At 44.1% G+C, this 26110-nt stretch carries 20 protein-coding genes and 4 pseudogenes; 8 read left to right on the forward strand and 16 right to left on the reverse strand.

Going from position 1 to position 26110, the window contains the following annotated elements; all coding sequences use genetic code 11:
- Window positions 1-632: 632 nt before the first annotated feature.
- Genes J2T20_RS03360 through J2T20_RS03375 form a run of 4 tightly spaced genes read right to left on the reverse strand, consistent with a single transcriptional unit; the run spans window position 633 to window position 4440 of the window.
- The gene (locus tag J2T20_RS03360) at window positions 633-1706 is read right to left on the reverse strand and encodes an ABC transporter substrate-binding protein (protein ID WP_307585550.1); all 1074 of its coding nucleotides are present in this window, start codon (window positions 1704-1706) and stop codon (window positions 633-635) included.
- A complete protein-coding gene (locus tag J2T20_RS03365; protein WP_307585552.1) occupies window positions 1703-2524 on the reverse strand; it encodes an ABC transporter permease in 822 nt (273 codons plus the stop codon). Before J2T20_RS03365 ends, J2T20_RS03360 begins: the two co-directional genes overlap by 4 nt.
- Window positions 2514-3326: an ABC transporter permease gene (locus J2T20_RS03370; protein ID WP_307585554.1), complete on the reverse strand. Its 813-nt coding sequence runs from the start codon at window positions 3324-3326 to the stop codon at window positions 2514-2516. The genes J2T20_RS03365 and J2T20_RS03370 overlap by 11 nt, the downstream gene beginning before the upstream one ends.
- Window positions 3316-4440, reverse strand: coding sequence for an ABC transporter ATP-binding protein (locus J2T20_RS03375; RefSeq protein WP_307585557.1), 1125 nt, complete (start codon window positions 4438-4440; stop codon window positions 3316-3318). Before J2T20_RS03375 ends, J2T20_RS03370 begins: the two co-directional genes overlap by 11 nt.
- A gap of 243 nt (window positions 4441-4683) precedes the next feature.
- Between J2T20_RS03375 and J2T20_RS03380 the strand changes: the two genes are divergently transcribed.
- Window positions 4684-5787, forward strand: coding sequence for an FUSC family protein (locus J2T20_RS03380; protein ID WP_307585559.1), 1104 nt, complete (start codon window positions 4684-4686; stop codon window positions 5785-5787).
- 19 nt (window positions 5788-5806) lie between these two features.
- Here the strand turns inward: J2T20_RS03380 and J2T20_RS03385 are convergent, their stop codons facing one another.
- Complete coding sequence (locus J2T20_RS03385; RefSeq protein WP_307585561.1) at window positions 5807-6412, reverse strand: flavin reductase family protein; 606 nt, start codon at window positions 6410-6412, stop codon at window positions 5807-5809.
- Between the two features lie 93 nt (window positions 6413-6505).
- On the opposite strand from J2T20_RS03385, the gene J2T20_RS03390 reads away from it, so the two are divergent.
- Together J2T20_RS03390 and J2T20_RS03395 are read left to right on the forward strand one after the other, a co-directional pair.
- Window positions 6506-7483 carry an aldo/keto reductase gene (locus J2T20_RS03390; RefSeq protein WP_307585787.1) on the forward strand — a complete coding sequence of 326 codons (978 nt, stop codon included), beginning with the start codon at window positions 6506-6508 and terminating at the stop codon, window positions 7481-7483.
- Window positions 7480-8922 carry an aldehyde dehydrogenase gene (locus J2T20_RS03395; protein WP_307585788.1) on the forward strand — a complete coding sequence of 481 codons (1443 nt, stop codon included), beginning with the start codon at window positions 7480-7482 and terminating at the stop codon, window positions 8920-8922. The genes J2T20_RS03390 and J2T20_RS03395 overlap by 4 nt, the downstream gene beginning before the upstream one ends.
- A 102-nt stretch (window positions 8923-9024) precedes the next feature.
- Here J2T20_RS03395 and J2T20_RS03400 read toward each other — a convergent pair.
- Both J2T20_RS03400 and J2T20_RS03405 read right to left on the reverse strand, forming a co-directional pair.
- Window positions 9025-9333 (reverse strand): annotated as a pseudogene (locus J2T20_RS03400) (group II intron maturase-specific domain-containing protein); the annotation flags it as partial.
- A gap of 15 nt (window positions 9334-9348) precedes the next feature.
- Window positions 9349-9981, reverse strand: coding sequence for a UDP binding domain-containing protein (locus J2T20_RS03405; RefSeq protein WP_307585790.1), 633 nt, complete (start codon window positions 9979-9981; stop codon window positions 9349-9351).
- On the opposite strand from J2T20_RS03405, the pseudogene J2T20_RS03410 reads away from it, so the two are divergent.
- Window positions 9943-10068, forward strand: a pseudogene (locus J2T20_RS03410) (UDP-glucose 6-dehydrogenase); the annotation flags it as partial. The gene J2T20_RS03405 and the pseudogene J2T20_RS03410 overlap by 39 nt on opposite strands.
- A 63-nt stretch (window positions 10069-10131) precedes the next feature.
- On the opposite strand, the pseudogene J2T20_RS03415 reads toward J2T20_RS03410, so the two are convergent.
- From J2T20_RS03415 to J2T20_RS03430, 4 genes and pseudogenes are all read right to left on the reverse strand, one after another.
- Window positions 10132-10356: pseudogene (locus tag J2T20_RS03415) on the reverse strand (UDP-glucose 6-dehydrogenase); the annotation flags it as partial.
- Window positions 10334-10624, reverse strand: coding sequence for a hypothetical protein (locus tag J2T20_RS03420; protein ID WP_307585562.1), 291 nt, complete (start codon window positions 10622-10624; stop codon window positions 10334-10336). The pseudogene J2T20_RS03415 and the gene J2T20_RS03420, both read right to left, overlap by 23 nt.
- Before the next feature lie 18 nt (window positions 10625-10642).
- Window positions 10643-10846, reverse strand: a complete 204-nt coding sequence (locus tag J2T20_RS03425) for a hypothetical protein (protein ID WP_307585563.1) — start codon at window positions 10844-10846, stop codon at window positions 10643-10645.
- A 1-nt stretch (window position 10847) separates the two neighbouring features.
- Complete coding sequence (locus tag J2T20_RS03430; protein ID WP_307585565.1) at window positions 10848-12134, reverse strand: hypothetical protein; 1287 nt, start codon at window positions 12132-12134, stop codon at window positions 10848-10850.
- Window positions 12135-13090: 956 nt separating this feature from the next.
- Here J2T20_RS03430 and J2T20_RS03435 point away from each other — a divergent pair.
- Together J2T20_RS03435 and J2T20_RS03440 are read left to right on the forward strand one after the other, a co-directional pair.
- On the forward strand, window positions 13091-13357 hold the full coding sequence (locus tag J2T20_RS03435) for an acyl carrier protein (protein WP_307585566.1): 267 nt from the start codon (window positions 13091-13093) through the stop codon (window positions 13355-13357).
- A gap of 127 nt (window positions 13358-13484) precedes the next feature.
- A complete protein-coding gene (locus J2T20_RS03440; protein ID WP_307585567.1) occupies window positions 13485-14999 on the forward strand; it encodes a hypothetical protein in 1515 nt (504 codons plus the stop codon).
- Window positions 15000-15119: 120 nt separating this feature from the next.
- On the opposite strand, the pseudogene ltrA (J2T20_RS03445) reads toward J2T20_RS03440, so the two are convergent.
- The 5 genes and pseudogenes from ltrA (J2T20_RS03445) to J2T20_RS03465 all read right to left on the reverse strand — a co-directional run bounded on the left by ltrA (J2T20_RS03445) (window position 15120) and on the right by J2T20_RS03465 (window position 23361).
- Window positions 15120-16500: pseudogene (ltrA, locus tag J2T20_RS03445) on the reverse strand (group II intron reverse transcriptase/maturase).
- 483 nt (window positions 16501-16983) lie between these two features.
- The gene (ltrA, locus tag J2T20_RS03450; RefSeq protein ID WP_307585569.1) at window positions 16984-18285 is read right to left on the reverse strand and encodes a group II intron reverse transcriptase/maturase; all 1302 of its coding nucleotides are present in this window, start codon (window positions 18283-18285) and stop codon (window positions 16984-16986) included.
- Between the two features lie 594 nt (window positions 18286-18879).
- The gene (locus J2T20_RS03455) at window positions 18880-19797 is read right to left on the reverse strand and encodes an HD-GYP domain-containing protein (protein ID WP_307585570.1); all 918 of its coding nucleotides are present in this window, start codon (window positions 19795-19797) and stop codon (window positions 18880-18882) included.
- 16 nt (window positions 19798-19813) lie between these two features.
- Entirely contained in the window at window positions 19814-20272 is a 459-nt protein-coding gene (locus J2T20_RS03460) for a hypothetical protein (RefSeq protein WP_307585572.1), read from the reverse strand.
- A 119-nt stretch (window positions 20273-20391) separates the two neighbouring features.
- Complete coding sequence (locus J2T20_RS03465; RefSeq protein ID WP_307585574.1) at window positions 20392-23361, reverse strand: ABC transporter substrate binding protein; 2970 nt, start codon at window positions 23359-23361, stop codon at window positions 20392-20394.
- A 249-nt stretch (window positions 23362-23610) separates the two neighbouring features.
- Between J2T20_RS03465 and gtfA the strand changes: the two genes are divergently transcribed.
- Window positions 23611-25065, forward strand: a complete 1455-nt coding sequence (gene gtfA / locus J2T20_RS03470; RefSeq protein ID WP_307585576.1) for a sucrose phosphorylase — start codon at window positions 23611-23613, stop codon at window positions 25063-25065.
- 17 nt (window positions 25066-25082) lie between these two features.
- Complete coding sequence (locus tag J2T20_RS03475; protein ID WP_307585578.1) at window positions 25083-26060, forward strand: LacI family DNA-binding transcriptional regulator; 978 nt, start codon at window positions 25083-25085, stop codon at window positions 26058-26060.
- Window positions 26061-26110: the final 50 nt, after the last annotated feature.

A 26110-nucleotide genomic window follows, 5' to 3' on the forward strand; every position in this document is an offset into this window, starting at 1 on the left:
CTCTAAATCTGCTGATTTGCTCCGAAACTGGCTAAATTATGCCTTCCCCCCTCATTTAGAGGGATTTATCCCCTCTAAATTCTATTACTACCTTGAATTATCTACATTAGAGGGGTTTTTTCCATCTAATTTTATTCGGCATAGATAATTGGTAGAGTTTGTTGGCTTAGTGGGCTTCGGGAGCTTGGCGAGCTTCGGGAGCTTGGCGAGCTTCGGGAGGTTGGCGAGCTTCGGGAGGTTGGTTGGGGACTCGGTAGGCTTAGTGGGCTTCGGGGGCTTGGTGAGCTTCGGTAGCTTGGTTGGGGACTCAGTAGGCTTAGTGGGCTTCGGGAGCTTGGTGGACTCGGTGGGCTTGGTGGGGTTAGATAATGGGTTAGTGAGTTACTAGGTAGTCCGGGCTTGTCTGCTAAGTAGGAGCAGTGAGGTACACGGACTACTGGGGTTTGTCACGTTGGTTAGTTTGTTAGCAGTTGGTTTGTCTACTTAGATTTGTCGAGTTAGTTGCATATCATTGCCGCGGTTGCCTGAGTTGCCCGGGGTCTGTTTATTCAGAACCAAAAACCGACCCTGTGCAGAATTTCCGCACAGAGTCGCTCCCATTAGCTTCCCCGGTCTTTACCAATCCAACCGCTTTATTTCTTATTCATCTTAAACTTCAAGAACAGCTCATTGTAATGAGCGAGCATTCGTTTGCCGAGATTGTCGTACACTTCCAGCCGGTCGGTAATCTCGGCAGGCGGATAAAAGCGCGTATCCTCTGACACCTCAGACGGGAGCAGCTTCAGCGCTTCAATGTTAGGTGTGGAGTAGCCCACGTATTCCGCGTTTTTAGCGGCAATCTCAGGCCGCAGCATGAAGTTAATAAATTGATGTGCCCCTTCAACGTTAGCCGCCGTGCGTGGGATGACCATATTATCGAACCACTTATTGGAGCCTTCCTCGGGTACAACGTATTCAAGCTTGTCATTCTCACTCATAATCTCGGATGCGTCACCTGACCATACGATACCTACGGCAGCTTCCTCATTGGCTAACAGCATTTTGATCTCGTCGCCGACAATAGCCTTCACATTAGGCGAGAGCTTATTCAACTTCGTGAGCGCTTCCTGTAAATGCTCCTCATTCTGATCATTCACGGAATAATGCAGACTGTTGAGCGCCATGCCCATCACCTCACGGGCACCGTCCACCAGGAATATGCTGTTGTTCAGCCTCTTATCCCATAGGGAGTCCCAACTGGTAAAGTCTATGCCCTGCGTCATGTCCGGATTGTAAATGATCCCAACCGTTCCCCAGAAATAAGGCACGGAGTAAAGGTTGCCCGGATCGAACGAAAGATCCATAAACCGCGGATCAATATTAGACAAGTTCGGGATTTTAGCAGAGTCCAAAGGCACCAGCAGCTTCTCTTCCTTCATCTTAGCGATAGCATAATCAGAAGGGATGACTACATCAAAGGTTGTTCCCCCCTGCTCCACCTTGGTCAGCATCGCTTCATTGGAATCAAAGGTTTGATAGATGACCGTGATTCCCGTCTCCGCCTCGAATTCCTCCAGCAGCTCAGGCTCGATATAATCTCCCCAGTTGTAGATCGTCAGTGTATTTTCTCCGGAATACCCTTCATTCGAGTTCATCCATGACCCCAGATACATGAGGGCAAACGCCGTAAGCATAATAGCCAACAACGCATTTACAAGCTGTTTCATCTAGGCACCCCCAAGTCAACAACAGGCTCAGCGACATTCGGACGTGCTTTTCGGCGGTTCAAGAAGTAATACCCCACCACTAGCAAGATGGTAAATAGAAAGATCATCGTCGACAGCGCATTAATCGAGAGGGATACCCCCTGCCGGGCTCTGGAATAAATCTCAACCGATAACGTGGAGTACCCATTGCCTGTGACAAAAAAAGTAACCGCAAAATCATCCAACGAATACGTTAGCGCCATAAAAAACCCACTAAATATCCCCGGCTTTATAATCGGCAAAATAACCTTCGTTAACACATCCCGGCGGCTCGCCCCCAAATCTCTAGCAGCATCCGTCAAAGTGGGACTCATATCCTGCAAATGAGGAAGTATCATCAATACAGCAATCGGTACGCTGAAGGCTACATGTGACAGCAGCACAGACGTAAACCCCAGCTTAATGCCCACGATGGTGAACAGGATCAGAAAAGACGCCCCAATAATGACGTCCGGACTGACAATAAGCACATTGTTCAACGACAGCAGGGCATTTTTCGCCCGCCGGTCACGGATACGCTGAATCGCCAGTGCCCCCACAATCGCAATAAGAGTCGCTATAGCCGAGGACAAAAGCGCGATAACCAACGTGTTAATGACAATTATCATCAGCCGGGTATCATGAATTACCTCACGATAGTAGTCCAGCGTAAAGCCTTCAAACCCATGCATAGTACCGCCGCTATTGAAGGAGTAATACATCAGATAAAAAATCGGTGCATAAAGAACGGCAAAGACCAGAACCAGATACAAATTGTAGAACCGGTTGTTACTTCTCATGCCGCACCCCTTTTCGAGAACCGCCCCACAGAATCATAAAGAGCGCCATAATGGCAATCAGGAAAACCGCAACCGTCGAACCCATACCCCAATCCTGTGTGACGAGAAAATGCTGCTCAATCGCGGTACCGAGCGTAATGACCCGGCTGCCGGCAATCAAGCGAGTAATCATAAATAGGGATAAGGCCGGGATGAACACAGCCATACAGCCGGAACGAACACCCGAAATCGTCAGCGGAAAAATAACCCGTCTGAACGTTGTCCAACTGGAAGCACCCAAATCCCGGGCCGCATCCAACAGTGATAGATTAAGCTCCTCAAGCGCACTGTAAATCGGCAGAATCATAAACGGAATAAATATATAGACCGATACGAACACGAAGCTGAAGCCTGTAAACAGAATTTGCTGTTCCCCGATTCCCAACAGATCCAGAAAAGTATTAACAGGCCCGAAGGTCCCGAATATGCCAATGAAGGCGTAGGTTTTGAGCAGCAGATTAATCCATGTCGGCAAAATAATCAGCAGCAGCCATAATTGCTTATGCTTGGTTCGTGTTAGCAGATAAGCCGCCGGATAGGCGATCAGCAGTGAAAAGACTGTAATTAAAAACGCATACCAAAAGGAGTTCAGCGTCATTTTCAGATATACAGGTGTAAAGAAGTTAAGGTAATTATTCAGCGTCAGATGTCCATCCAGATCAAATAAAGAGTAATAGATGATTAGTAAGACCGGAGCTACTACGAATAAAGCGATCCATAAATAATAAGGGATTAGGTAATACGACTTGCCCTTATTGTTCATGGCTCTCCACCTCGCTGTAAGCTTCGAGACGTCTGTCGAATTCTTCCTCCGTTTCACCGAACCTCATAACATGGATCGCTTCTGGATCGAAGTACAGGCCGATTTCGCTGCCAACAACCGCCTTACGTGTTGAATGGACGAGCCATTCATGCCCGGAATCATCATAACAACTGATCTCATAATGAACGCCCCGGAACAATTGGGAATCGACACGCACACGCAGCTTACCCTGTTCCAGTGTGGAGATCTCCAAGTCCTCCGGACGGATCACAATCTCTACAGACTCATTAGGTTTAACCCCAGCATCTACACACTCAAAGCGGTGTCCATTGAACTCCACTAGATAATCCTCAATCATCACGCCGGGAACAATATTCGATTCCCCAATGAAATCCGCTACGAACCGGTTAATCGGCTCATCATAGATGTCGTTTGGCGTGCCGCTTTGCTCGATCTTCCCTTTATTCATAACAAAAATCCAGTCTGACATCGCCAGTGCTTCCTCTTGATCATGCGTAACAAAAATAAAGGTGATCCCCAGCCGCTGCTGCATTTCACGCAAAATATACTGCATCTCCGTACGCAGCTTCAAATCGAGGGCAGACAGCGGTTCATCCAGCAGCAGCACCTGCGGCTCGTTCACTATCGCCCGGGCAATGGCCACACGTTGACGCTGGCCGCCCGACATTTCATTAATGGCACGCTGATCATAGCCGACAAGATTGACGAAACGCAGTGCTTCTTGAACTTTTTGCGTAATGACGTCTTTTTTCAGCTTCTTAATGCGCAGACCAAAGGCCACATTCTCAAATACGTTCAAGTGCGGAAATAATGCATAATCCTGAAACACCGTATTAACCTGCCGTTCGTTGGCGGGAATGTGGTTAATGATTTTACCATTCAAGTAAATAGAGCCTTCTGTTGGCTCCGCAAATCCCGCGATTAGACGCAATATGGTTGTTTTTCCACAGCCGGACGGACCGAGCAGCGTATAGAACTTCCCCTTTTCAATCTCAAAACTTACTCCCTTTAATACTGGATCTTCGTCGTCATACCGTTTAGTAACCTCGGCAAAAGAAATAATGGTCCCTTCCTCGACAGCTATAGCAAACAACCTCCCTACTTATAGTAGTCCATCTTTATGGAGTGCTTATTCTCTTTTTTTCGACACATGAATAGATATAGCATATAGGAAAAATCATACATTTGCGATAGTCTATCCTATTAAAACCCCCCATTTTGAAACTTAACAAGTTCGTAAAAACTGAACCCCATTCTGCCCACTGCCCGGTGCTATAATGTAAACGACTGAAAGACAATGCTCTGTTTCCTAATTTTACGAAAAGAGATGAAGGACATGAACGAGGGGTTACAAAACCGCCTTGAGAGATATGGGTTATCACTTTATATGATCCGGGTAACACTGGCCGCTTCCCTTTCCTGGATGGCCGTAAATGCTTTATACGGGGACCAATTTCTATACTTTGCACCACTTGCGGCTATTCTAATTACTCAGGGAACGGTGAAGGCTTCGCTCGAAAAAGGGATTTACCGTCTGCTCGGCATCTTTCTGGGAGGTGTCGCCAGCCTTGTCGTTGGGCGTTTCTTCGATGTTAGCGGCTTCTCCATTCTGCTCATGCTGCTACTCGGGGTCGGGGTCGCCACCGCCTGCCGCATTAATATCCAGGCCGTTACGCAAATCGGCGTCACTTCGATCCTTGCGCTTAGCTTCTATCAGGACAGCTATGTTCTGTGGCGGATCGCAGAGACCTTTATTGGTGTAGCCATAGCTGTAATAATCAACATTATTATTGTTCCCCCTAATGCCTTCGTCAAGGCTAAACGCATGACCTATGAGAGCAGTCTGTTATTGGCAGATGCACTCAGCGGGCTTGCTACCGGTGGGCGCGGATATAAGCAGGCTGCGGATGCGCTAGATCAGGCAGGCCGATGGCTTAAGCGCGGGGGACAGGAGCAGAAAGAGCTGCATTTTACCTTATCCCACTACAAATACCGGAGCGAACTGAAGAAGCTGATGACTTCAACCGCCCACTTGAAGGTTATTCATTCGTATATTAAAGGGATTGCGGAAGAAGTCCATCTCATCCCTTCGCATTATGTAGCCGCCGACTGGATGATAGAGGTAGTAGAAGCAACCGCCGATTGTATTGCCATCTATGGCACCAAAGCTCTTTCTGAGGATGCCGATTACCAGGCATCGCTTGCGGATAACCTCCGCCGGGCTCGCGAACTGCAGCTTGCCAGTTTTTCGGAACTTCAAGGTCGGTGTTCCTTGGCAGCTATTCGTGATCTGGGAGCTGTCTTCTCTCACCTGAACCGATTGCTTGACGAGGTAGAACGTGCAGAGTTTGATACCTACGCTGCGGCTAGTGATCCATCGGGGCTTGAGGTGGCGCGGGCCGTTCGATTTGTGAAAAAGGGACTCTCCCACAAGCTGTAGCTTGGGAGCGTCCCCTTTTTTATTTGTTATCATACTGGGGTCTAGCCATATCAAAGGTTCGGCCTATCGTCCCGTAGGTGGCCCCCGCCAAACGACTTACAGGTTTCAGCTTATCGATATTAATCCGGCCATTCTCATAAAGCTCATCTTCAATATAGAATACTAAGACCTCACCGATAATCATATCGGATTTACCCAGATCCACGTGCTGCACTAATCTGCATTCCATGGCGATCTTACATTCCTGTACACGCGGAACCCTTATCTCTTGTGCCGGAACCGTCGTAAGCCCCGCGAGACTGATTTCACTAATCCCATGAGGTGCATTAATGGAGGTATAGTTAATCGCCTCGATATTATCCTCGTCTGCAATATGAACTACAAATTCCTTATTGCCCAGTATGTTACGGGAGGTGCCTTTCATCTCCCCATTCGGCAACCGATTACAAGAGAACATAATCATAGGCGGATCATTATTGACAATGTTGAAGAAACTAAACGGTGCTGCATTCACAATTCCCTCTTCATCTATGGAAGTTACAAAGGCAATGGGTCTAGGTACAATACTGCCGATCAATAGCTTGTAATTCTCATGAACCGTCTGAGTTTCTGCACGGATAAACATTTACATCCCCCTTTTTTCCATTGGTAACCAAATGAATTATACTTATATATATCATAACCAATTAGTAATGCCTACAACTAAGGAGTGATTCCCCTGGATTATCGTCAGCTTGGACCTAGTGGACTACAAGTATCTGCTCTCGGACTCGGTACGAATGCCTTCGGCAAACGGGCCGATCAAACGGGGTCGATTGAGATTATACATGCAGCTTTGGATCAGGGTATTAACTTTATAGATACGGCCAATATTTATGCAGGAACGGAATCCGAACGTATTATCGGGGTTGCGCTTGCGGGCAGACGGCAGCAGGCCGTTTTGACAACCAAGGCTGGACTGGTTGCAAGAAAAGGCCCCAACGGATCCGGCGCTTCCCGCCACCATCTCATGCAGGAGTTGGAAGATAGTCTGCGCCGCTTAAGAACAGACTACGTTGATCTGTACCAGATCCATACCTTTGATCCGCGAACTCCGCTTGAGGAGACCTTACGGACGTTAGATGATATGATTTCCTCAGGGAAGGTCCGCTATATCGGCGCATCCAACTATTTCGCTTGGGAACTCATGAAAGCTCTCGGTATCAGCGAAGCGAAGAACTTCTCTCGATATATATCCATTCAGTGCAGCTACTCCCTCGCCGACCGCACACCCGAGCAGGAGCTTGTGCCGCTCTGTCTGGATCAAGGAATCGGAATGATCCCTTACTTTCCGCTTGCCGGGGGTATTTTGACCGGGAAATACAATGCAGGTACCGACGCGCCAGCAGGCTCCCGGGCAGATACGGACCCTAATTTCAGCAGATTTCTCAGCGACAGCCGCATTCAGCTGGGGGAAACCATTGGGCATATTGCCGCAAATCTCGGACATTCCCCTACTGCACTTTCTTTAGCTTGGCTTATGGGCAGACCCGCCGTTTCTACCGTTATCGTTGGTGCCACCAAGGTCGAACAGCTTAAGGAAAACTTGAAAAGTATCTCTATTTCACTGGATCAGCACACTCTGGACAATCTCGATCAAGCCAGCAGCTCTTTTCGACATGGAGAGCCGTTCGCCTTTTACCGTTTACCGGAATAAAGAATACGCCCGCACCCAACCCTAGCAGCCCAAAGGAGCGTTTTTCAGTGGAACAACTAACTTCTCATCATATAGAGGACATGCTTGCAGAGCATCGGCATTTTTTTGACAGCGGCAGTACTAGAGAGGCTTCGTTTCGAATCCAGCAGCTGCAGAAGTTGAGGGAGGTCATCCTTCGCAACGAAAGCCGAATCATTACCGCCTTGAACACCGATCTTCATAAAAGCGAATTCGAGGCTTACTCCAACGAAATAGGCTTTGTACTGGACAGTATAAGATCCGTGACTAAGAAGCTGCACCGGTGGATGAAGCCTGTGAAGGTCAAATCACCCCTGCATTTATTTCCGTCCAAAAGCTATACGCTAAGCGAGCCTTATGGAACGGTACTGATTATTGGCCCTTTTAACTACCCGTTTCAATTGCTGATGGAACCTTTGATTGGAGCGATGGCTGCGGGTAACGGCGCCGTCCTCAAGCCCTCAGAGAGTACCCCGATAGTGTCGGCCCTTATTCGGGAAATGATCAGTGAAACCTTTGATAAGTCTTATATCCGTGTAGTGGAGGGTGAAAGAGAAACCACATCCCTGCTTATTCACGCTAAATTCGATTATATCTTCTTCACCGGGAGTGTGCCGGTCGGCAGGATTGTGATGGAGGCTGCTGCCAAGAACCTCACCCCTGTAACGTTAGAGCTTGGGGGTAAAAGCCCTGTCATTGTCGACAAAAGCGCTAATCTGGAGCTTGCGGCCAAACGCATTGTCTGGGGCAAGCTGATTAATGCCGGTCAAACCTGCATCGCCCCCGATTATTTACTTGCTCATAGTGATATCGCAGCTAAGCTGATTTCACTACTCAAGCATTACATCACGGAATTCTATGGCTCCGATGCGCAGAACAACCCCGATTACGGCCGGATTGTTAATGCACGTCAGGTTCAGAGACTAGCCCGGTTAATAGAGCGTGATAAAGAGAAGGTAATTATGGGCGGTAAGGTGGCACCGGAGGATTTATACGTAGAGCCTACTCTGCTCTACCCTGTAACCTGGGATCAAGCTTCGATGGAGGATGAAATCTTCGGCCCCATTCTCCCCATTATGGAGTACCGTCATTTAGAGGAGGCTATACAGACTATAAAGGATCATCCCAAACCGCTGGCATTATATCTGTTCACAGAGGATCGAAATGTGGAACACGAGGTTCTAAGCAGAGTCTCTTTCGGTGGAGGATGTATTAATGATACGATCTCCCATGTAGCCAGTCCCAACCTCCCCTTCGGCGGAGTCGGTAACTCAGGTATGGGTGCTTATCACGGCAAACATAGCTTCGACCTCTTTTCCCATCGCAAAAGCATTGTAAAACGGAGCACGAAGATAGATTTCGGCGTCGTCTATCCACCTTACGGAAATAAGGTGAAGCTTGCACGGAAGCTTTTGAAATAGACTGGTTGCAATAGAAATAGAAAATCGAGTAGGAGGGGGCGGTAAGCCCCCGTCCTCTCACACCACCGTACATGCGGGTCCGCATACGGCGGTTCCAAAAGGTTAACCAAGCTCCAGATAACGTGAAAGCAAACTTTTCAGCCCTTTCGCTTCCCAATAGGAAGTAGGAAGGGCATTATTTATGTTCCGGGACATTTTCCATACGCCTCTGCGTGAGTTTCCCATCATGAAACAGGCCCATTCGGGAACGCCGAGCGCTCGTAGTTCCCGAATTCGTGTTCGGACTCGTTTCCATTGCTTCCATAGGCACATTCGGAGTCTTCTCCGAATCCATTGGTCCAGGTTCTGGAGGTGCGTCTTTGCCGACGCTAGTCGAAAGTAACCTAGCCAACCCATCATATAGCGGTTTAAGTCAGGAACCATGCCTTACACACATTCAGGAATATTGCTTTGAGATTGGAGTGCCGGCCTACCAATAGGATAATAGGAGAACCCAAGCGTCCTTGCCTTTTCTGCAAGGATCGTATTTCTACCATCGATTAATACAACCCCAGACATTGCTGATTTGATTGACGCCAGATCCACTTCCACAAATTCTCTCCATTCTGTTAGCAGACAGACGGCATCGCAGTTTTCTGCAGCTTGCAATGCTGAATCGCACCATGTCATAGAAGGGTGGTCGTAAATTCGGCGGAAATTATTCATCGCTACCGGATCATACAAGTTTAGTTTTACCCCTAGTTTAATTAATGCCTTAATAATTTGCAGAGCAGGTGATTCTCTAACATCATCCGTATCCGGTTTAAAAGCCAGACCCCATACACCCACTGTTCGTCCTGCAAGATTACCTAGTGCCTGTTGTAATTTCTCAACAATTTTACTATATTGGCTATTATTAACCTCTACGACTGACTTAAGAAGTTTGAAATCATATTCAATATTTCCGGCAATTTGAATCAGTGCTTTTGTATCCTTAGGGAAACAGGAGCCTCCGTAGCCGATGCCAGCTCTTAAGAAAGATCTAATGCATTTTTGGCCACAAAAATTTCCTTTATTAATGAGATCGCGAACATTTGTGAAAAGGTTCAGGCCGATGTAACAGAGGTAGCCCGGGGAATGGGACTGGATAAAAGAATCGGTTCTAGTTAGCAGTTCGATAGCAGATTCACTATTTGCACCGATTACAACCCGGTCTGGATGAAGAGTATCATGAATAGCTGAACCCTCTCTTAAAAACTCAGGCAGTGAAGCGAGGTCAAATCTTCCTGTATAACAAGCTTTAATCCACTCAGCTATTTTGTCGTTAGTACCAACGGGAACGGTACTCTTAACACAAATAACTTTATAGCTGTTCATGGCCCGGCCGATTTCTTGAGCTGCATATTTAACAAAGGAAAGATCGGCCTCTCCATTAGGAAGTTGCGGAGTACCCAAACGGGTTTTCTGCTTCTCGAACTACCCTTTCTCCTGAACGCAAATCACGCATGCCGGCAAGCATCAGCAAAAGTGCCTGCTCCGCTACTGCTGAATGTGCCAACCTTGCATAAATATCGTAAGGTATTGCCCTTTCCTTGATTGCAGTAAAATCAACCTCACGATGATCTTGTCCATAGAACTGGATAAACTTTAGAGAGTGTGCGGAAGTTAAATGCTCACTACGCAGGGGTAATCCTTTTGTTCTCAGAAAGTCAGCAGTGGGCATAAGCTTATAAGCTTCTTCCTAATTCTCGGTGATCATTAATTTTATTGGCAGTCCCCCGAATAACCCACCCTTATCCAGCAGGGTATCTTCTCCAAGAGATATGTTCAACGCTCTTAACTGATGCAGCAAACGTTCATCTAGTTCTGCAGTTTTCATCAAGGCAAACCCAAAACTTCCAGCACCATCAAGTTCGGCAACTAAAATACGAATCTCATGTTGCATATTACTCTTCCTCTTTTTCTAAAATTCTGTCATGAATGGCGTGGAGCCAAGCCTTCTCCATCTCAATAATTTCAAGAAGATGTGTCTGCACATTCTCTACCGGCTTCCAGTCACTTCTGACTAGTGCACGTACCATCAAAGGCTTCATTATCATCCAGTGCTTCCGTATATCTGTATATCCTTTATTAAAAAACTCTTTTTCCTCCGCTTTCAGTGCATCCAAGAATATATTCACAAAATGATCCCGTATATTATTAATATTGCTTAACTGAGAGTATATAAGCTCTAAGCGCTGGTTAATTACTGAAGTTTCACAGGTCCGAAGGTGATTCATATCTTCAATTAACTGCTCTATGCCTCTAAATCCATGTCCGGAAAACTGTTGCTGCTCCATATGTTCAACAGTTTCAGCGATTGCCTTTCGGCGGTTTTGATCCGGTGTAATAGAAATATAATCTCTCCACTCAGTAGTCCAGCAGGTATTTCCCTCGTTTATGTAAGCCTTCTCAATTTCATCCTGAGTATACCAACCCTTGGTCTCACTTAATGGATCGAGAATATAAAAATGATCTTCTGCATACTTCTCAACTATAAAGTATCTAGGCATATGTTTTTTTTCATATAAATCAGTAAAAGGAAGATGATACGTATCTCCTAATACGATTACACCGGTTCTATCCTTGACTTTTTCACGAAGATTTTGAGAGCCTTCCTGAAATTTTAGAACCAGCCCATATAATGATCTCAGTTTTACAAGGAGTGTTAATCTATCCAGACCAACTATCAGATTACTTTGAAGTTCCCTGGCTGCTGAGAGCGAGTTCACCTCAATAAAGAGGTAAGCTTTAACATTATTAAGCTGGGAGAATGGTATCACCCTTTTTTCCGAGTCATTCGCAGTAATAATTATGAACTGATTAAAAGTTCTATTAATATCCGTAATAATGGCATATTCTTTAGTGGGTAAATACAAAAGTATAGGTTGGCCATTACTAAGCATATTTTCCGTACGTGCGACCCAGCTACTATCTGGTGCAGGCATCAGTTCATATCCATACCGGCATAAGCGTTCTCTGATCATTAAAATAGCGCTTTTACTTAATTCCATATTATCAAGCCATGAAAGCACCTTAACCTGCAGTTCTCCAAAATCACGCTGTAAATAAAATCTCCAGGCATACGATAAAAGCAAATCTTCACTTAATCCCTTCATTCGCAGCAGTGTAGCAATAACGGATAGAAAGCACTCGTGGCCACCCATATTAACTAATTTAATCTCTTCTTCCATTACGCTCCTTCCTCTAATCCCACAACGGCATTAGCCTGAATATCAATTAGACCTTCCATGAAGTTCTCCTTTTTTGATATCGAGTTCTACAAATAATTCCTGCCTATTCCCTTTTTCAAAAAGCCTTTTCAGAACGCTCTCCGCTTCATTTATTGGGAATGTTAATGCAAGGCAGGCGTCCTCATTTATTCCCTCATTGATTTATATATCTATTCAAGACAGTTGTTTTATTATTTGTCTCAATGATCATACAGTTCCTCCTACTCAATTTTAGAAATCGTTTGCACAACTTTTTAATAGCATACCATTTATATGACTTTATGGGAATATAATACTAGTCAAAAATTTACATCGTCCTTTCTATTTTAAGGGTTACAGGAAGATTCGGGTTGGAGCATGGGTTGAAAAATAATAACAACTTCTAACTTAGGTGTAAAGTAGGAACAATATAAGTTTTAAATTATGAGGTTGATATAAAAAAACTTTGGAGATATAATTTTTTACATGACACAAAATCCCATAGATACACTTTATTAACTTTGATGTACCATTGACATCATTCCCGTTCTTCGTTTGATCAGAAAGAAGTCTCTATACGGCACTCTTGTGCAAATCAATTTCACAGCGATGCTTCATTTTTTTAAAGCAGCGAATTATCTGCTGATTTTTCACCAAAGTGGTTGAATGATGTGTTTGCTTATTTCTCATTTCAATATATCAATTTTTTGGTTGAAGTGTGTATAAGATCTGGAGGTTTATAGGATCTGGATCTGTCGAATCTTTTTGAGAGGGGTGACTTTTCGTGGATACAAGATAGTGCTAGATTTGGAAAGTAACGCGAACAATCACTTTCGCATTTATAAAACAGTATGTATGTGTTTGTCTATACATAACTCCAATAGAACACGTAGAAACAAAGATTCAAGGTCCCTTGAAAAAAATAAAGGAGCTAAACTATGCAGAATATTTATGACAAAGTCTTTTCTATTGTAAGAGAAACATTGAAGGAGTCAAGAGTTACACTTTCTGATATTCAAGTTACCGATAAGCTGTCAGAGATCGGTATCGATTCGCTCTCTTTTATTAAAATAATGGTATTAATTGAAATTGAGTTTGCTATTGAATTTAATGATGAAGATTTAGATATTATAATCTTTGAAACCGTTGAAGATTTGTGTAACTGTGTTATTACTTTGATAGATGTAGAAAGAATATCAGGATAGGTTCGTTCCGAACAATAAATTCAAACTTAATCATCTAGAAAGTGTAGATATTAAGTTGAACTTTTAACTTCGACTACTTAATTTACAGAAGTGGCTCATTATTCTAATCAGATTGGAGATTATGAGTATGACTTTAATTTTACCTTTTATCCATCCAAACAAAGATAATTATTTACTTGATCAGGTGAATTGTCTAGAAAAAACGTTATTAATTGTTGCAGAGGGGAAAAGGAGTTACTTATCAAACTATTATCTTATTCTTCAGAAGTGTTTTGAGTTATATCATAGTTCGAATTTAAAAAATGATTTTAACCAGTTTTGTAAGAACACTGAAGAAGTTATGAGTCTTTTAGGTCTAAAAGTACACTATTTCCCCCTGTGCAAGGATACACATGCGATTATTAGGAAACAAATAGATCTCCAAAGACCAGTTCTAGTCTTCGGCAACTTGAAAACGCTTTATTACAGTCATCATTATAATGTATCTGATTGGATGCATTTATTTTTAATTAAAGGGTACAATGCCACAACAGGGGTTTATTATATTATGGACAGTGCACAAAAGAAAAATGAAGGTTATAAATATGATGAATTTGTTATCACTAGGGAAATGTTAGAAAGTTTGGCGACATCCTCTCATGAAACATATACTACAGAATACTTTCTTTCAATTGAAAGCTTACATATAGAACCACTAGAATCAGAATTACTTATTACCTGTATAAACGAGATCCTAAATGCACCGATAAATAATGAGATTATAGCAATGGAACAGCACCAAGAGAACAACAACGGAAAAACTACTGAATACATTGGCTCCAAGTTATTAGGAATGGTTAAATCAAAGGAAGTACTTAACGCAGAATTAGTGATACAATTTAAGCGTTTTTCAGTAAATATTACCTTAATAGAAAAAATAGAGGAGACATCCGCACAACTTATTAAAGAATGGAAAACAGTTATTGCAGTTTATTTAAAAAGTTTAATTAGAGAAAACCGATCATTTAGTGTACAAGTGAAATCAGAAAAAGCAATAATATTAGAAAATTCCTTAAAAACTTATTTAAAAGAAGTTTTAATTATGCTTTATTCATTACGGGAAATACAACAGAAAGAGATGCCTGAAATGAAATGGAAAGTAGAAAATAATGAAGAAGGTATTATTAAGTCTGACGAAAATATTATTAAGTTTTGCTTTCAAACTGATAAAGAATATGATTACAATAATTCTCCTAAATTTATGTATCATATAAAGCCTAATCAAAATTTTATATATAATGTACAGATTTCTATTGCACAAGAACCTAAAGTGTCTGCATATCAAGCGGGTATTATCTTTAGAACAAAACGTGGTGAGACATATATTTGGGGTATTTTTAACAATGAAAAAGTTGTTTTATCCAAATCTATTGATCCGATATTTAGTTATAATATAGCTCGGAATGTTGAGATATTACAAGTGAGACTTGAGAATAATGGAGATTATGTATTTTCTGTTGCTGATCAAGATACATCCATTGTAGAAGTTTACAGAACAAATATGCTTTCCGATTTTAGTGCGATTGGAATTGGATTCAGGAATTGGTATTCTGTAAATTCGTTGCAACTAGACTTGAAATCACATATTGAATTAATAGAGTAACTGATTGTCATACATTCTAGTTTCTTTAATTAATTATGGCAATCGAGTAGGAGGGGGCGGTAAGCCCCCGTCCTCTCACACCACCGTACATGCGGGTCCGCATACGGCGGTTCCAAAAGGTTAACCAAGCTCCAGATAACGTGAAAGCAAACTTTTCAGCCCTTTCGCTTCCCAATAGGAAGTAGGAAGGGCATTATTTATGTTCCGGGACATTTTCCATACGCCTCTGCGTGAGTTTCCCATCATGAAACAGGCCCATTCGGGAACGCCGAGCGCTCGTAGTTCCCGAATTCGTGTTCGGACTCGTTTCCATTGCTTCCATAGGCACATTCGGAGTCTTCTCCGAATCCATTGGTCCAGGTTCTGGAGGTGCGTCTTTGCCGACGCTAGTCGAAAGTAACCTAGCCAAAGCGGTTTAAGCGGCTAATTCTCTCCTCCATGGAAATCGACCACGTTCGATTCGTCAATTCACGAATCTTCTCTTTGAATCGTGAGATTGTCTTCGGTGCTAAGCGAATCGTTGCCTGTTTCTGGCTCAGGAAACTAAACCCTAAGAACTTACGGTTCCAAGGTCTGGCTACCGCGCTTTTCTCCCGGTTCACTTTCAGTTTCAGCTTTCCTTCTACAAACCGGCTTACCGATTCCATGACGCGTTCACCTGCTCGCTTACTCGCCACAAAGATGTTGCAGTCGTCCGCATAACGTACGAATCGCAACCCTCGTCTAGTCAATTCCTTATCCAAATCATCCAGTAGAATATTCGCCAAAAGCGGACTGAGCGGACCTCCTTGTGGCGTTCCTTCCCAGCTGCGCTCCAGCTTTCCGTCCACCATCACTCCGGCGTTCAGATAGGCATGAATCAGTGTCATCACTCTTTTGTCTGTCACTCTCCGCGCCACTTTAGCCATCAGCATATCGTGATTCACCTGGTCAAAGAATTTCTCCATGTCCAATCCACGACCCATCTGAGGCCGCTTTGGATATATCTTAGGGCTTGTTTGACTGCGTAATGCGCACTCTTCCCCGGGCGAAAGCCGTAGCTATACCAGGAGAATTGCGCGTCAAAGATCGGGTTCATGACTTGTAAAAGGGCTTCCTGGAGAAAACGGTCCATTACGGTCGGGATCCCTAGCAGCCGTACACCGCCTCCGGGTTTGGGGATTTCCACCCGTCTGACTGGCGCAGGTCTTTAGGTACCCGCCAGAAGCTCGGCTTTCACCGGTTCCCAATGTGTTTTCAAGTAAGCTTGTAGATTCACTACCGTTACATTGTCCACACCGGGAGCTCCTCCGTTTTGCACCACTCTTTTGTAAGCGAGCCGAAGGTTATCCCCTTCGAGCATTTGCTCCAGCAAGTCGTTCTGGTCTTCGCGAGAGGAAGGGACGACTTGTGCCGACGAAGAACTCGGAGCTCCAGCATACACTGACGGCTTTACCGCTTCTCTTTGCCGGCAGCTCTCTTGCGAGATATTCGGCTGTCGTTGCTCTTCATGCGAACGCATCGGTTTCCTCTCTCCTTTCAGTTCAGCCCTTCCGTAAGCTATTGCAGCAGCTTACGTACTATGGCCTCTGCTGACTCCTGCCAGTTCAGCGCAGCCTCTCAGCTACGGTTACAAGTTTTTTTCTTGCTTACCTAACAGGTCTCCCCAGATAAGAACGTCATCTTTCCGCCCGCGCCTGCCCAAGTTTACGGCTGCAGCCTTTGGCAGCTTAGGATTTCGTCATGGCTTGGTGACTTATCCGGCTGCAACCGCCTCATATTGGATTCGTGTACCTCAGGCCGTGCCTTTGCCTCCAGCTTCCTTCAGATTCCGCCTCACGGCGGACACCCTTGCTCTTGGCTAACGGTAGGCGCTTGCCAGCCCCCGCTCAGGACTTTCGTAGAGTAAAGGACTGGATTTCAGCCCCTCCTCATCAAACCGGACATGAGGTTTTCCCTCATCCGGCTTTCCGATGCTCTTCTTTCTTCCACTTACGGTTCTTTCTCAAGCAGCTAGTTTCTTCAGACCAGAAAGCTGGGCTAAAGTGCCCACCAAACTGGACTGGCTATGCTTGTTACGACGTTGGTGTTTCTTATTCCAAAACAACGTAAGCCTCTTCCGAATATACCAATCGATTTTATCTAGAAATTTGTCGGCAAACGAGTCGAATGCATAATAATTCTTCCATCCTTGTATCCGTGGATTAAGTACCTTAACTATCTGATTCATAGACCAGCTTAGTCGACTACGCGGTTCCGTTATCTCCTTTACCTTTTGTCTCATTTTCTTCATGGCTTTTTTCGATGGATAGCTTCGGAGAAGGTGAATATTCCTCCCCTTAATCTGTTTTGAAATTTTTCGGTGATGCATTCCTAAGAAGTCGAATCCTTCTTTATCCCCCCATAGGTTGATGAGTTTGGATTTGGACGTATTCATTTGCAGTTCTAGTTTTCCAAATACTGCTTTGAGTACGTTGATGCCCTCCGAGGCTTGTTCTTTGGTTTTGCAAAGGATGACCAGATCATCTGCATAACGCACCAGTGTGCCTAATTCGGTAAATTTCTTTTCCCAAATTGTATCGAGATAATTGAGATAAATGTTAGCTAACAATGGAGAAATGACCCCACCCTGAGGACTTCCAGTTTCGGTCTCGTGGAACTGATTGTCCTTTACGAAGCCTGCCTTCAACCACTTCCGTATGAGCTTTAATATCCTTTTGTCGCAAATTCTTTGCTCCATAAGTTTCATTAATTTCTCATGTGGGATATTGTCAAAGTATCCGGTTATGTCGACATCGACTACCCAATATACGCCTTTCTTCACGGCGCGACGAATATGTCGGATTGCTCCCTTTGCATCTCTTTTAGGACGAAATCCATAGGAACAGTCTTTGAAATCCGTCTCAAATATGGGTTCTAGTACCATTTTCGTTGCCATTTGTACAATTCGATCACGCACAATAGGTATGCCTAACGGACGCAATTTCCCATCCGGCTTCGGTATTTCTTTACGCCGTGCTGGCAAAGGATGATAAGTTCCTTTAATGAGCTGCTCACGGATTTCTTCCACCAGTCGCTGTTCTCCATTTTCTTTTATGATTAAATCGATGGTTACTCCATCAATTCCACCGCTACCTCGATTGCCTTTCACTCGTCTCCATGCTTCCCAAAGTACATCTTCCCGGTAAATTTTGTCGTATAACGCATGAAACCTGCGGTGAGGATTCCCCTTGGCGGCAAGATATAGCTTGTTTTGAAGTTCTTGAGCTTTTACTTTGGCGTAGTTAGCAGGTTTTACTGCATTCACTTGCTCTTACCTCCTCCACTTGCTTGAACAAAGCAGGGGTCCTTCCCTCCATGAGGTTTTGTTGTCCTCACTTCATCGGTAGTATGACCCCCTCCGACTCCCTTCCCACAGCTCGCCACTTCGCCTTTCGGGCTTATAAGCTCACTCTTTACGATTTACGATCTACGATCTCGTGAGGGGGAGGGTCTCCCTAGTTCTAGACACAACTTTCACAACATACCGATCCCCTTACACCGGAGAGTTCTTCCGTGCTGCAACTCCAAGTTCTTCACACGTTCCATGGTCTTCGCCCATAGGATTGAGGCTCGACTCTCTCTTGTCCCTTTCGGGTTTATCTTGACGATGTGGCAGGATTCACTTTATGTTACGGTCTGCTGTTTTGCTCGCACTCCACAGGGAGTTACTTTGTCACAGGGCTTCAACCTTAGGATCTCTCCACCAGTTGCCTGTCAGCTACGAGGTGACTTGGTTCTTACCTCGACCGGACTTGCACCGGCTAGTTGTGCCTAGCTTGGCTAGGCGCACACCCTTGAGATAGCGCCCATGCTGGGCGCACCAAGAAAAAGAGCCATTCCTATAGGAATAGCTCTTTTTTTATTCAGCGGGTTGCAATGTTCCATCTACGATTAATGCTCTTTCAAACAAATCAACAAGATGAGCATCATAATGAATTCCCGACAATCGTTTTAACTCTGCCATAGCAATCGTTGCATCAAGTCCTTTACGGTAAGGACGATCTGAGGTCATTGCGTCGAAAGTGTCCACAATTCCGATTATCTTGGCTTCCAGCATAATCTCATCTTCCTTCAGGCCGTAAGGATAACCCGAACCGTCCAGTCGTTCATGATGTTGGAGAATAATGTGGCTAATATTATTATAGTAAAGATCCTTCACTAAAACATATCCATCGTAAGAATGACGTTTAACGATATCAAACTCCTCATCTGTCAAACGCCCTGGCTTATTCAGAATATCTTCTGGAATATTAATCTTTCCTACATCATGGAATGCGGCTGCGAAATATAAGTCTTCCAAACGGTCCTTCGATAGCTTTAACATGATGGCTAATTGCAAACAGTATTTCTGTACTCTTCCGCTGTGCTGATAAGTATAATTATCCTTTTCTTCCACTTTCTTAACTACAGTTGCGAGCTTTCCGATCATGGAACTAATTAAGTGGAACGCAGGTTTAGTAGTATACCACAACATCTTTATGTCAGTTAATACATTAAAGAATACCGAATCCTGCAGTTGCTGCGAGTAAAAATAGTCGCCTGGTTTTAGTACAACATTTTTTTCATCGACGTTACTTGTGCATTCACCTTCAAGTATGTAAAAGAACTCCAGCGTCTCTGCATCTTCACTAGGGTACACATAAAACACTTTTCCTTTTTCGATAGTTTGCAAGATCACTTCCGAGCCGTCACCTTTTGCCAAAAGGGAAAAGTTGGAAGAACCTTGTTGTTCTTTTTCTATGCCATCTCCGTCTTTTCCAAGGCTTAAGCCCCTCATGTGATTCGCTCCTTCCTTACATAGATACAGCTATAGGATCAATCCACACCGTTGTATCAGCCAACTTCACCAAAACCCAACTGCATTCTGCAGTAACTCCGAGTTCAGCAGCCTGTCTGATGGCTTCTTGAGAGATTGCCAACGTTTCATTATAGAGGGTAGTACTAATTTCATTTAAGACTTTAGTATATTCTGCCTTGCGCTCTGCCATCAATTTCGTTAGAGTTAATCCCTTTTCATTCTTCTGAATCTCTCTGATCTCAGCTACATAGGTAGCTTGCAGTACATCTGCTTCCGCAATCGCTGTGTCGATCTTTGCTGCAATTTCAGCGTTAGCTGTCTCAATAATTCTTAAAGCCTCTTGTTGATTTTCAGTGAGAGTAGTAGCATCCGTTGTTGCTGCAAAGACAGAAGTGCTTACCAGAAATAAGGCCAAAAACAAGATCGAGCTGCTTGCTAGTACTTTTCTAAACATTTAAGCCATCCCTTCTCAATTTAAATTTATTTTTATATTATTATATTATGCGTTGGGCATGTTTACCAGTTACAATACTGCTATTTGTAACAATTCACATAGAAATAGGATCGGTATAATCAAGATTTCAAACGATCTGCTAACTGGCTCTTTATCCAGTCCTCCACCTCTCTTTCAACAATCGGTCTATTGATATAATAGCCTTGGATTTTGTCGCAATTTGTTTGCTCGAGAAAAGCAAGCTGCTCTAACGTTTCCACCCCCTCCGCTGTAACATTCAGCCCCATATCATGGCCAATGGTCACGATAGAGCTTGCCAAAGACATATTGTTGTGGGTATCAATGCTGTCGATAAAAGACTTATCTATCTTTAATGTATTTATCGGCAATTGCTTCAAATAACTGAGTGAAGAATATCCGGTACCAAAGTCATCCAACGCAATACTAATGCCCTTATTCCTTAGAAGCTCCAGCTTAGTCCCAATGCTCTCAAAGGACTCCATGAAGATTGATTCTGTGATCTCAAGCTCAAGAAATTCCGGGGAGAGTCCAGTTTCTTGCAGGATTGAAAGTACCATATCCGAAAAATCCTCCAACATTAATTGAATGACGGAGATATTAACGGATACCCGATACCCTTCATAACCCTTTCCATGCAGGTCCTTGATAAAGAGGCAGGCTGTGCGCAGCACCCATTCCCCGATCGGTACGATTAATCGGCAATCCTCAGCAATCCTGATAAAGGAGAGGGGAGAGACGAACCCTAACACCGGACTATTCCAGCGTAATAAAGCTTCAAAGCCCCAAATCTCTCCTGTGATATTTACTATCGGTTGGTAATGCAAGGAGAGCTCATTATTCGAAATTACATTTCTTAGATGCTTTTCAATAATCATTCGTTCATCAAAATGCTGCTGCATCGCTTGTCCATAAATAACGAAGGTTCCTTTACCGGCCTCTTTCGCTTTGTACATGGCAATATCGGCATTTTTAAGAAGCTCTTCCGCATTCATACCATTCTCAGGATACGTGGCAATGCCTATACTAGTAGAAATATGAACAACACTCTCCCCTAGCTGGAAAGGCTCCTTAAAACCCAGAACCAAAGCTTCTGCATAGGCAGTTGCCTCCCTCGCACCTTCAATATTCTTCAGTAAAATTACAAATTCATCACCGCCAAAACGATAATGCCTGCTTTGATCATCAGACAGGTCGAGCAGACGTTCTCCCACTTTAATTAGCAATTGATCGCCAAAGGTATGCCCCATCGTATCGTTGATATACTTAAAGTTATCAATATCCAAAAAGAATACAGCCGCATGACCGTCGGTATTTTCTTCAATAAACGATCTCAGCTCTTCACCCAAAGACAAGCGGTTAGGCAACCCACTGAGCACATCATTATAAGCCAACAGCCGGTATTTCTCTTCACTGTTCTGCAGCAGTTCCTGATTCTCTACTACCTTGTTGTACTGCCCCAGCAGCTCATCCTGCAGTGCCGTAAGCTCTTCATAGGTGGATTCCAGCTCCTGGTAGCTCATTTGCAGCTTGGTCTCGTAGCCTTTGCGGTCTGTGATATCAATCATCGAGCCCGCAAAGCGTATATATTGCCCGCTTGGGCTCCGCAACACTTTGCCCCGGGCCTGAAACCACCTATACTCTCCCATTTTGGAAATCATCCGATATTCACTGTAATAATAGGTCGACTGACCCTCCAGATGCTGGGTTCGCCGCATATTCTCCTCTTCGATATCCTCCGGATGAAGAAGCTTTGTCCATCCGCCCTGTGTTTCGTCAACCTCATCCCTCTCATACCCAAGTAGCTCATACCAGCTGTCTGAGAAGTAGTAAACCATCGTGGACATATCCAGGTCCCATATGACTGCATCAGATCCGTAAGCCGCAAGTCCAAATCGTTCGTTGCTCTTCTCCAGGTTTTTTCTTATCCGTTTGACTAAACCTACATAGAACAAAAGGATGGCAATGAATGCAAGCAATACGACAAAGGCTCCTATAATACTGAGCACAAGGCTTTTATACGTTTCATAAAAGGAGAAGGGCTTATTAATAACCTCGCTTCCTTTTGGCAGTTCCCGCAAAGAAATGTTAAACCGCTGCAGTTCATTATAATCAAATACCTTACGAACGGTATCCCCTGAAGATATAGGAATGTTATTAGGTTTGTCACCGTGTAGAATACGAAGCGCCATCTCTGCAGCCCTCTGACCCTGGATCCTTCCACTGATCATACTTCCGCCAAAAGCACCATGGTTTAATCCAAAATCATAAGTATGGTAGACCGGTACTCGGCTGTTCTCACTGAGCTCACTCGAAAAACGGCCAAATTCGATAATTCTTCCTGTGGCGTCACTAAAGTATGTCGACATAAGAATGATGCTGTTAGAAGGAAGGGTAGAAACCTTAAGCATGATTTCTTCACTAGTCAGTCGGTTCATAGGAAAGGCTTGCAGCCCAAGATTTAGAGATAATATCTTATCAATAATCATTTTACCTGTGGATACGCCACTCTCAGAATTATCAAAGAGGACATAAACTTTATTAATAGAAGGATTAATCTCTAAAGCCATGGTTAGAGTTTCTGTAGGATCGATTTCTTCCAATACACCTGTAATGTTATTACGATCTTTGATACTATTCACGCCTACCTGATTTACCCCGCTAAAAATAATAGGGGCATCACTCAAAAGATCCTTGCGATATTTCATGGCGAAATCCAAGGCTGCATTATCCGTAGCAATAACAACATCTATAGGAATTGCCTGATATTTCGCTTTAATCATGGTATAAAAATTATTCAGGTTTTCGTTTGTCGGATACCGTTTCCAATCTAAATACTCACTGTGAATAGTAGGTATAGTATCCGCTTTTTCCAAACGTTCTTCTACACCTTCATTCTGGTCATCCGTCCAGTCCAATCCTTTATTGTACGAATTAAGGATCAAAACATTCGGGGCTGAATCTTGCTCTGCACTAACTGTCGGCAGCCGAAATGATGCCGTCATAGTCAGGATCAGAATCACAACGAGGCTATAAATGGACGTCTTGAAATAGATTCGTTCAACCCCCATATCTACACTCCCATTCCTCTTCGCTCAAGGTCATACATCAAACAATAAATCGGGAAATTTCGACAATATTAACTAATTCGTGGTCCTTTTGCTCATTCCTCTTTTCCTACTTAAAAGCCATAAATTTTTGAATAAAATAATTTATACAGCATGTATGTCAACCGGTTGACATACATCTTGCACCTTCCCTATAATAGGATTGTAAGGGTTACCATGAAATCCAATTTCTTATGACAGGGGAGTACACTTTTGACAATTAAAAACAATGTGATGCTTATTACTTATGCCGACAGCTTGGGGAGTAACTTAAAGGACACTGCGGAGCTTTTGGAAGAGCATTTTACCGATACCATCGGAGGGGTGCATATATTGCCGTTCTACCCGTCCTCTGCAGACCGCGGTTTTGCACCGCTAACCTATGAGGAAGTGGACCCTGACTTCGGTTCCTGGAATGATATCGCCTTGATGAGCAAGGATTTCTATTTGATGTACGATTTCATGATCAATCATATCTCCCGCAGCTCGGAGTATTTCAATGATTTTAAGAATAATAAAGACCAATCACCCTATGCCGACCTGTTCATCCGCTATAAGGATTTTTGGCCAGGCGGAGAGCCTACCCAAGAAGATGTGGATGCCATTTATAAACGCAAACCCCGTGCCCCTTACATTGACGTAACCTTTGCCGATGGAAGCAGCGAGAAAATTTGGTGTACCTTCGATGAAGAACAAGTAGATTTGAACATGTACACTGAAACCACTAAACAGTTCGTGAAACATCATCTACAGGGTCTTTCCGAGCGTGGAGCTTCGATCATTCGTCTGGATGCATTTGCTTACGCCACCAAAAAGGTGGGAACGAGCTGCTTCTTTATAGAACCAGATACTTGGGAAATGCTTGATGAGGTAAAAGCTATTCTTGAACCGTACGGAGTTGAACTGCTACCTGAAATCCATGAGCATTACAGCATTCAAATGAAGCTCGCGGAGAAAGGTTATTGGGTCTATGATTTTGCACTGCCGATGCTTGTTCTGCATGCACTGTATAGCGGTAAGTCTGAGCGTCTAGCCCATTGGCTGACCATCTGTCCAAGAAAGCAGTTCACCACACTGGATACACATGATGGAATCGGGATTGTGGATGTAGCCGACCTTTTGACTCCAGAGGAGATCGAAGAAACGAAAAACAACCTGTTCTCGCAGGGTGCTAACGTTAAAAAGGTATACAACACCTTGGCCTATAATAATCTGGATATCTACCAGTTGAATTGCACCTATTATTCCGCGCTCGGTGACGATGATGACGCCTATGTTCTTGCCCGTGCTATTCAGTTCTTCACACCAGGAATTCCACAAGTGTATTATGTGGGTCTGCTGGCAGGTAAGAATGATATCGAGCTGTTGGAGGAAACGAAGGTGGGCCGCAATATTAACCGCCATTACTACTCCCGGGAAGAAGTAGAGCTGAATTTGGAACGGCCTGTACTGAAGAGATTATTCAACTTGATGAGATTCCGCAATTCTTATCCTGTCTTTGACGGAGAGCTTACGGTAGTGGACACCGGTGTATCTTCCAAGTTAGAATTAACCTGGAATCACGAGAATCTGCGGGCAACCCTGCAGGCTGATCTGGTTACACGTCAGTTCTCCATTCATTATGCTGACGAAGTTACCGGGGAGGAATCCTACCTTAAGGACGTATAACTTAGGAGAGCATTGACATGCCTACAATAAAAGATGTTGCACTACAGGCTGGCGTTTCCGCTACAACGGTCTCCAGAGTGCTGAACAACCGGGGTTATTTAAGCGAAGAGCTGAAAGCTAAAGTATACGGGGCGATGAAAGAGCTGAACTATCGTCCTAACGAACTGGCCCGCTCCCTTAGCCGTTCCAAGTCTAATATCATCGGATTGATCATTCCTCATGTATCCCACCCCTTCTTCGGTGAATTAGCTGGACATATTGAGGATCACGCTTACCGCAACGGTTATAAGCTGCTGCTGTGCAACTCGCAATTGGATAAAAGCAAGGAATTAGACCATATTGACATGCTTCGCGCAAGCAGGGTAGACGGTATCATCATGGGCAGTCATACCTTGGAAGTTGAAGCTTATAATCAGATCCATTTACCGGTTGTCGCCTTTGACCGGAAGCTCTCTGATGATATCCCTTATATTTGTTCGGATAATTATAAGGGCGGATTATTGGCGACCACACTGCTTGTAGACAAAGGCTGCCGCAAGCTGGCTCATATTGGCGGCCATCCGCATTTAAATGTATTGTCTCTGGAGAGATATAGGGCATTTCAAGATATCGTGGAGCAGAGAGGGATTTGGCACACCTCTCTGCATACCGATATCAACGGCTTTAACTTTCATGAATATGAGAGATTGCTGGAGGTGCTGTTTCAGGAACATCCCGATGTGGATGGAATCTTTGCCAGCAGTGATGTTATTGCCGCCTATGCCCTTAAAGCCTGCCATGAAAGCGGGCGTAGGGTTCCTGAGGACATTAAGATTATCGGCTATGACGGCATTTCTCTTCGCGGCCTCCTGACACCGTCTATCACAACCATTCTCCAGCCCATTGAAGCTATGGGTAAGCTGGCTGTTGACTTGATCCTTGAACAGGTGGAAGGCAATTCGGTCGTTATGGAGCATGTTTTTCCAGTGGAGCTAGAACTAGGCGGTACAACTTGAGCATATGAGATATCATCTGGGACAGATTTCTTCGGATCTCGATTTTCTTT

The organism is Paenibacillus wynnii, from assembly GCF_030812855.1.
In the GTDB taxonomy this organism is placed as follows: domain Bacteria; phylum Bacillota; class Bacilli; order Paenibacillales; family Paenibacillaceae; genus Paenibacillus_AQ; species Paenibacillus_AQ wynnii_A.

Coding starts and splice junctions, on each gene's coding strand:
- J2T20_RS03440 (WP_307585567.1), top strand. CDS start 13,485: ATGACTTTAATTTTACCTTTTATCCATCCAAACAAAGATAATTATTTA.
- J2T20_RS03430 (WP_307585565.1), bottom strand. CDS start 12,134: ATGGAAGAAGAGATTAAATTAGTTAATATGGGTGGCCACGAGTGCTTT.
- J2T20_RS03475 (WP_307585578.1), top strand. CDS start 25,083: ATGCCTACAATAAAAGATGTTGCACTACAGGCTGGCGTTTCCGCTACA.
- J2T20_RS03360 (WP_307585550.1), bottom strand. CDS start 1,706: ATGAAACAGCTTGTAAATGCGTTGTTGGCTATTATGCTTACGGCGTTT.
- J2T20_RS03460 (WP_307585572.1), bottom strand. CDS start 20,272: ATGTTTAGAAAAGTACTAGCAAGCAGCTCGATCTTGTTTTTGGCCTTA.
- J2T20_RS03385 (WP_307585561.1), bottom strand. CDS start 6,412: ATGTTTATCCGTGCAGAAACTCAGACGGTTCATGAGAATTACAAGCTA.
- J2T20_RS03380 (WP_307585559.1), top strand. CDS start 4,684: ATGAACGAGGGGTTACAAAACCGCCTTGAGAGATATGGGTTATCACTT.
- J2T20_RS03455 (WP_307585570.1), bottom strand. CDS start 19,797: ATGAGGGGCTTAAGCCTTGGAAAAGACGGAGATGGCATAGAAAAAGAA.
- J2T20_RS03425 (WP_307585563.1), bottom strand. CDS start 10,846: ATGCAACATGAGATTCGTATTTTAGTTGCCGAACTTGATGGTGCTGGA.
- J2T20_RS03465 (WP_307585574.1), bottom strand. CDS start 23,361: ATGGGGGTTGAACGAATCTATTTCAAGACGTCCATTTATAGCCTCGTT.
- J2T20_RS03370 (WP_307585554.1), bottom strand. CDS start 3,326: ATGAACAATAAGGGCAAGTCGTATTACCTAATCCCTTATTATTTATGG.
- J2T20_RS03420 (WP_307585562.1), bottom strand. CDS start 10,624: ATGCCCACTGCTGACTTTCTGAGAACAAAAGGATTACCCCTGCGTAGT.
- J2T20_RS03365 (WP_307585552.1), bottom strand. CDS start 2,524: ATGAGAAGTAACAACCGGTTCTACAATTTGTATCTGGTTCTGGTCTTT.
- J2T20_RS03435 (WP_307585566.1), top strand. CDS start 13,091: ATGCAGAATATTTATGACAAAGTCTTTTCTATTGTAAGAGAAACATTG.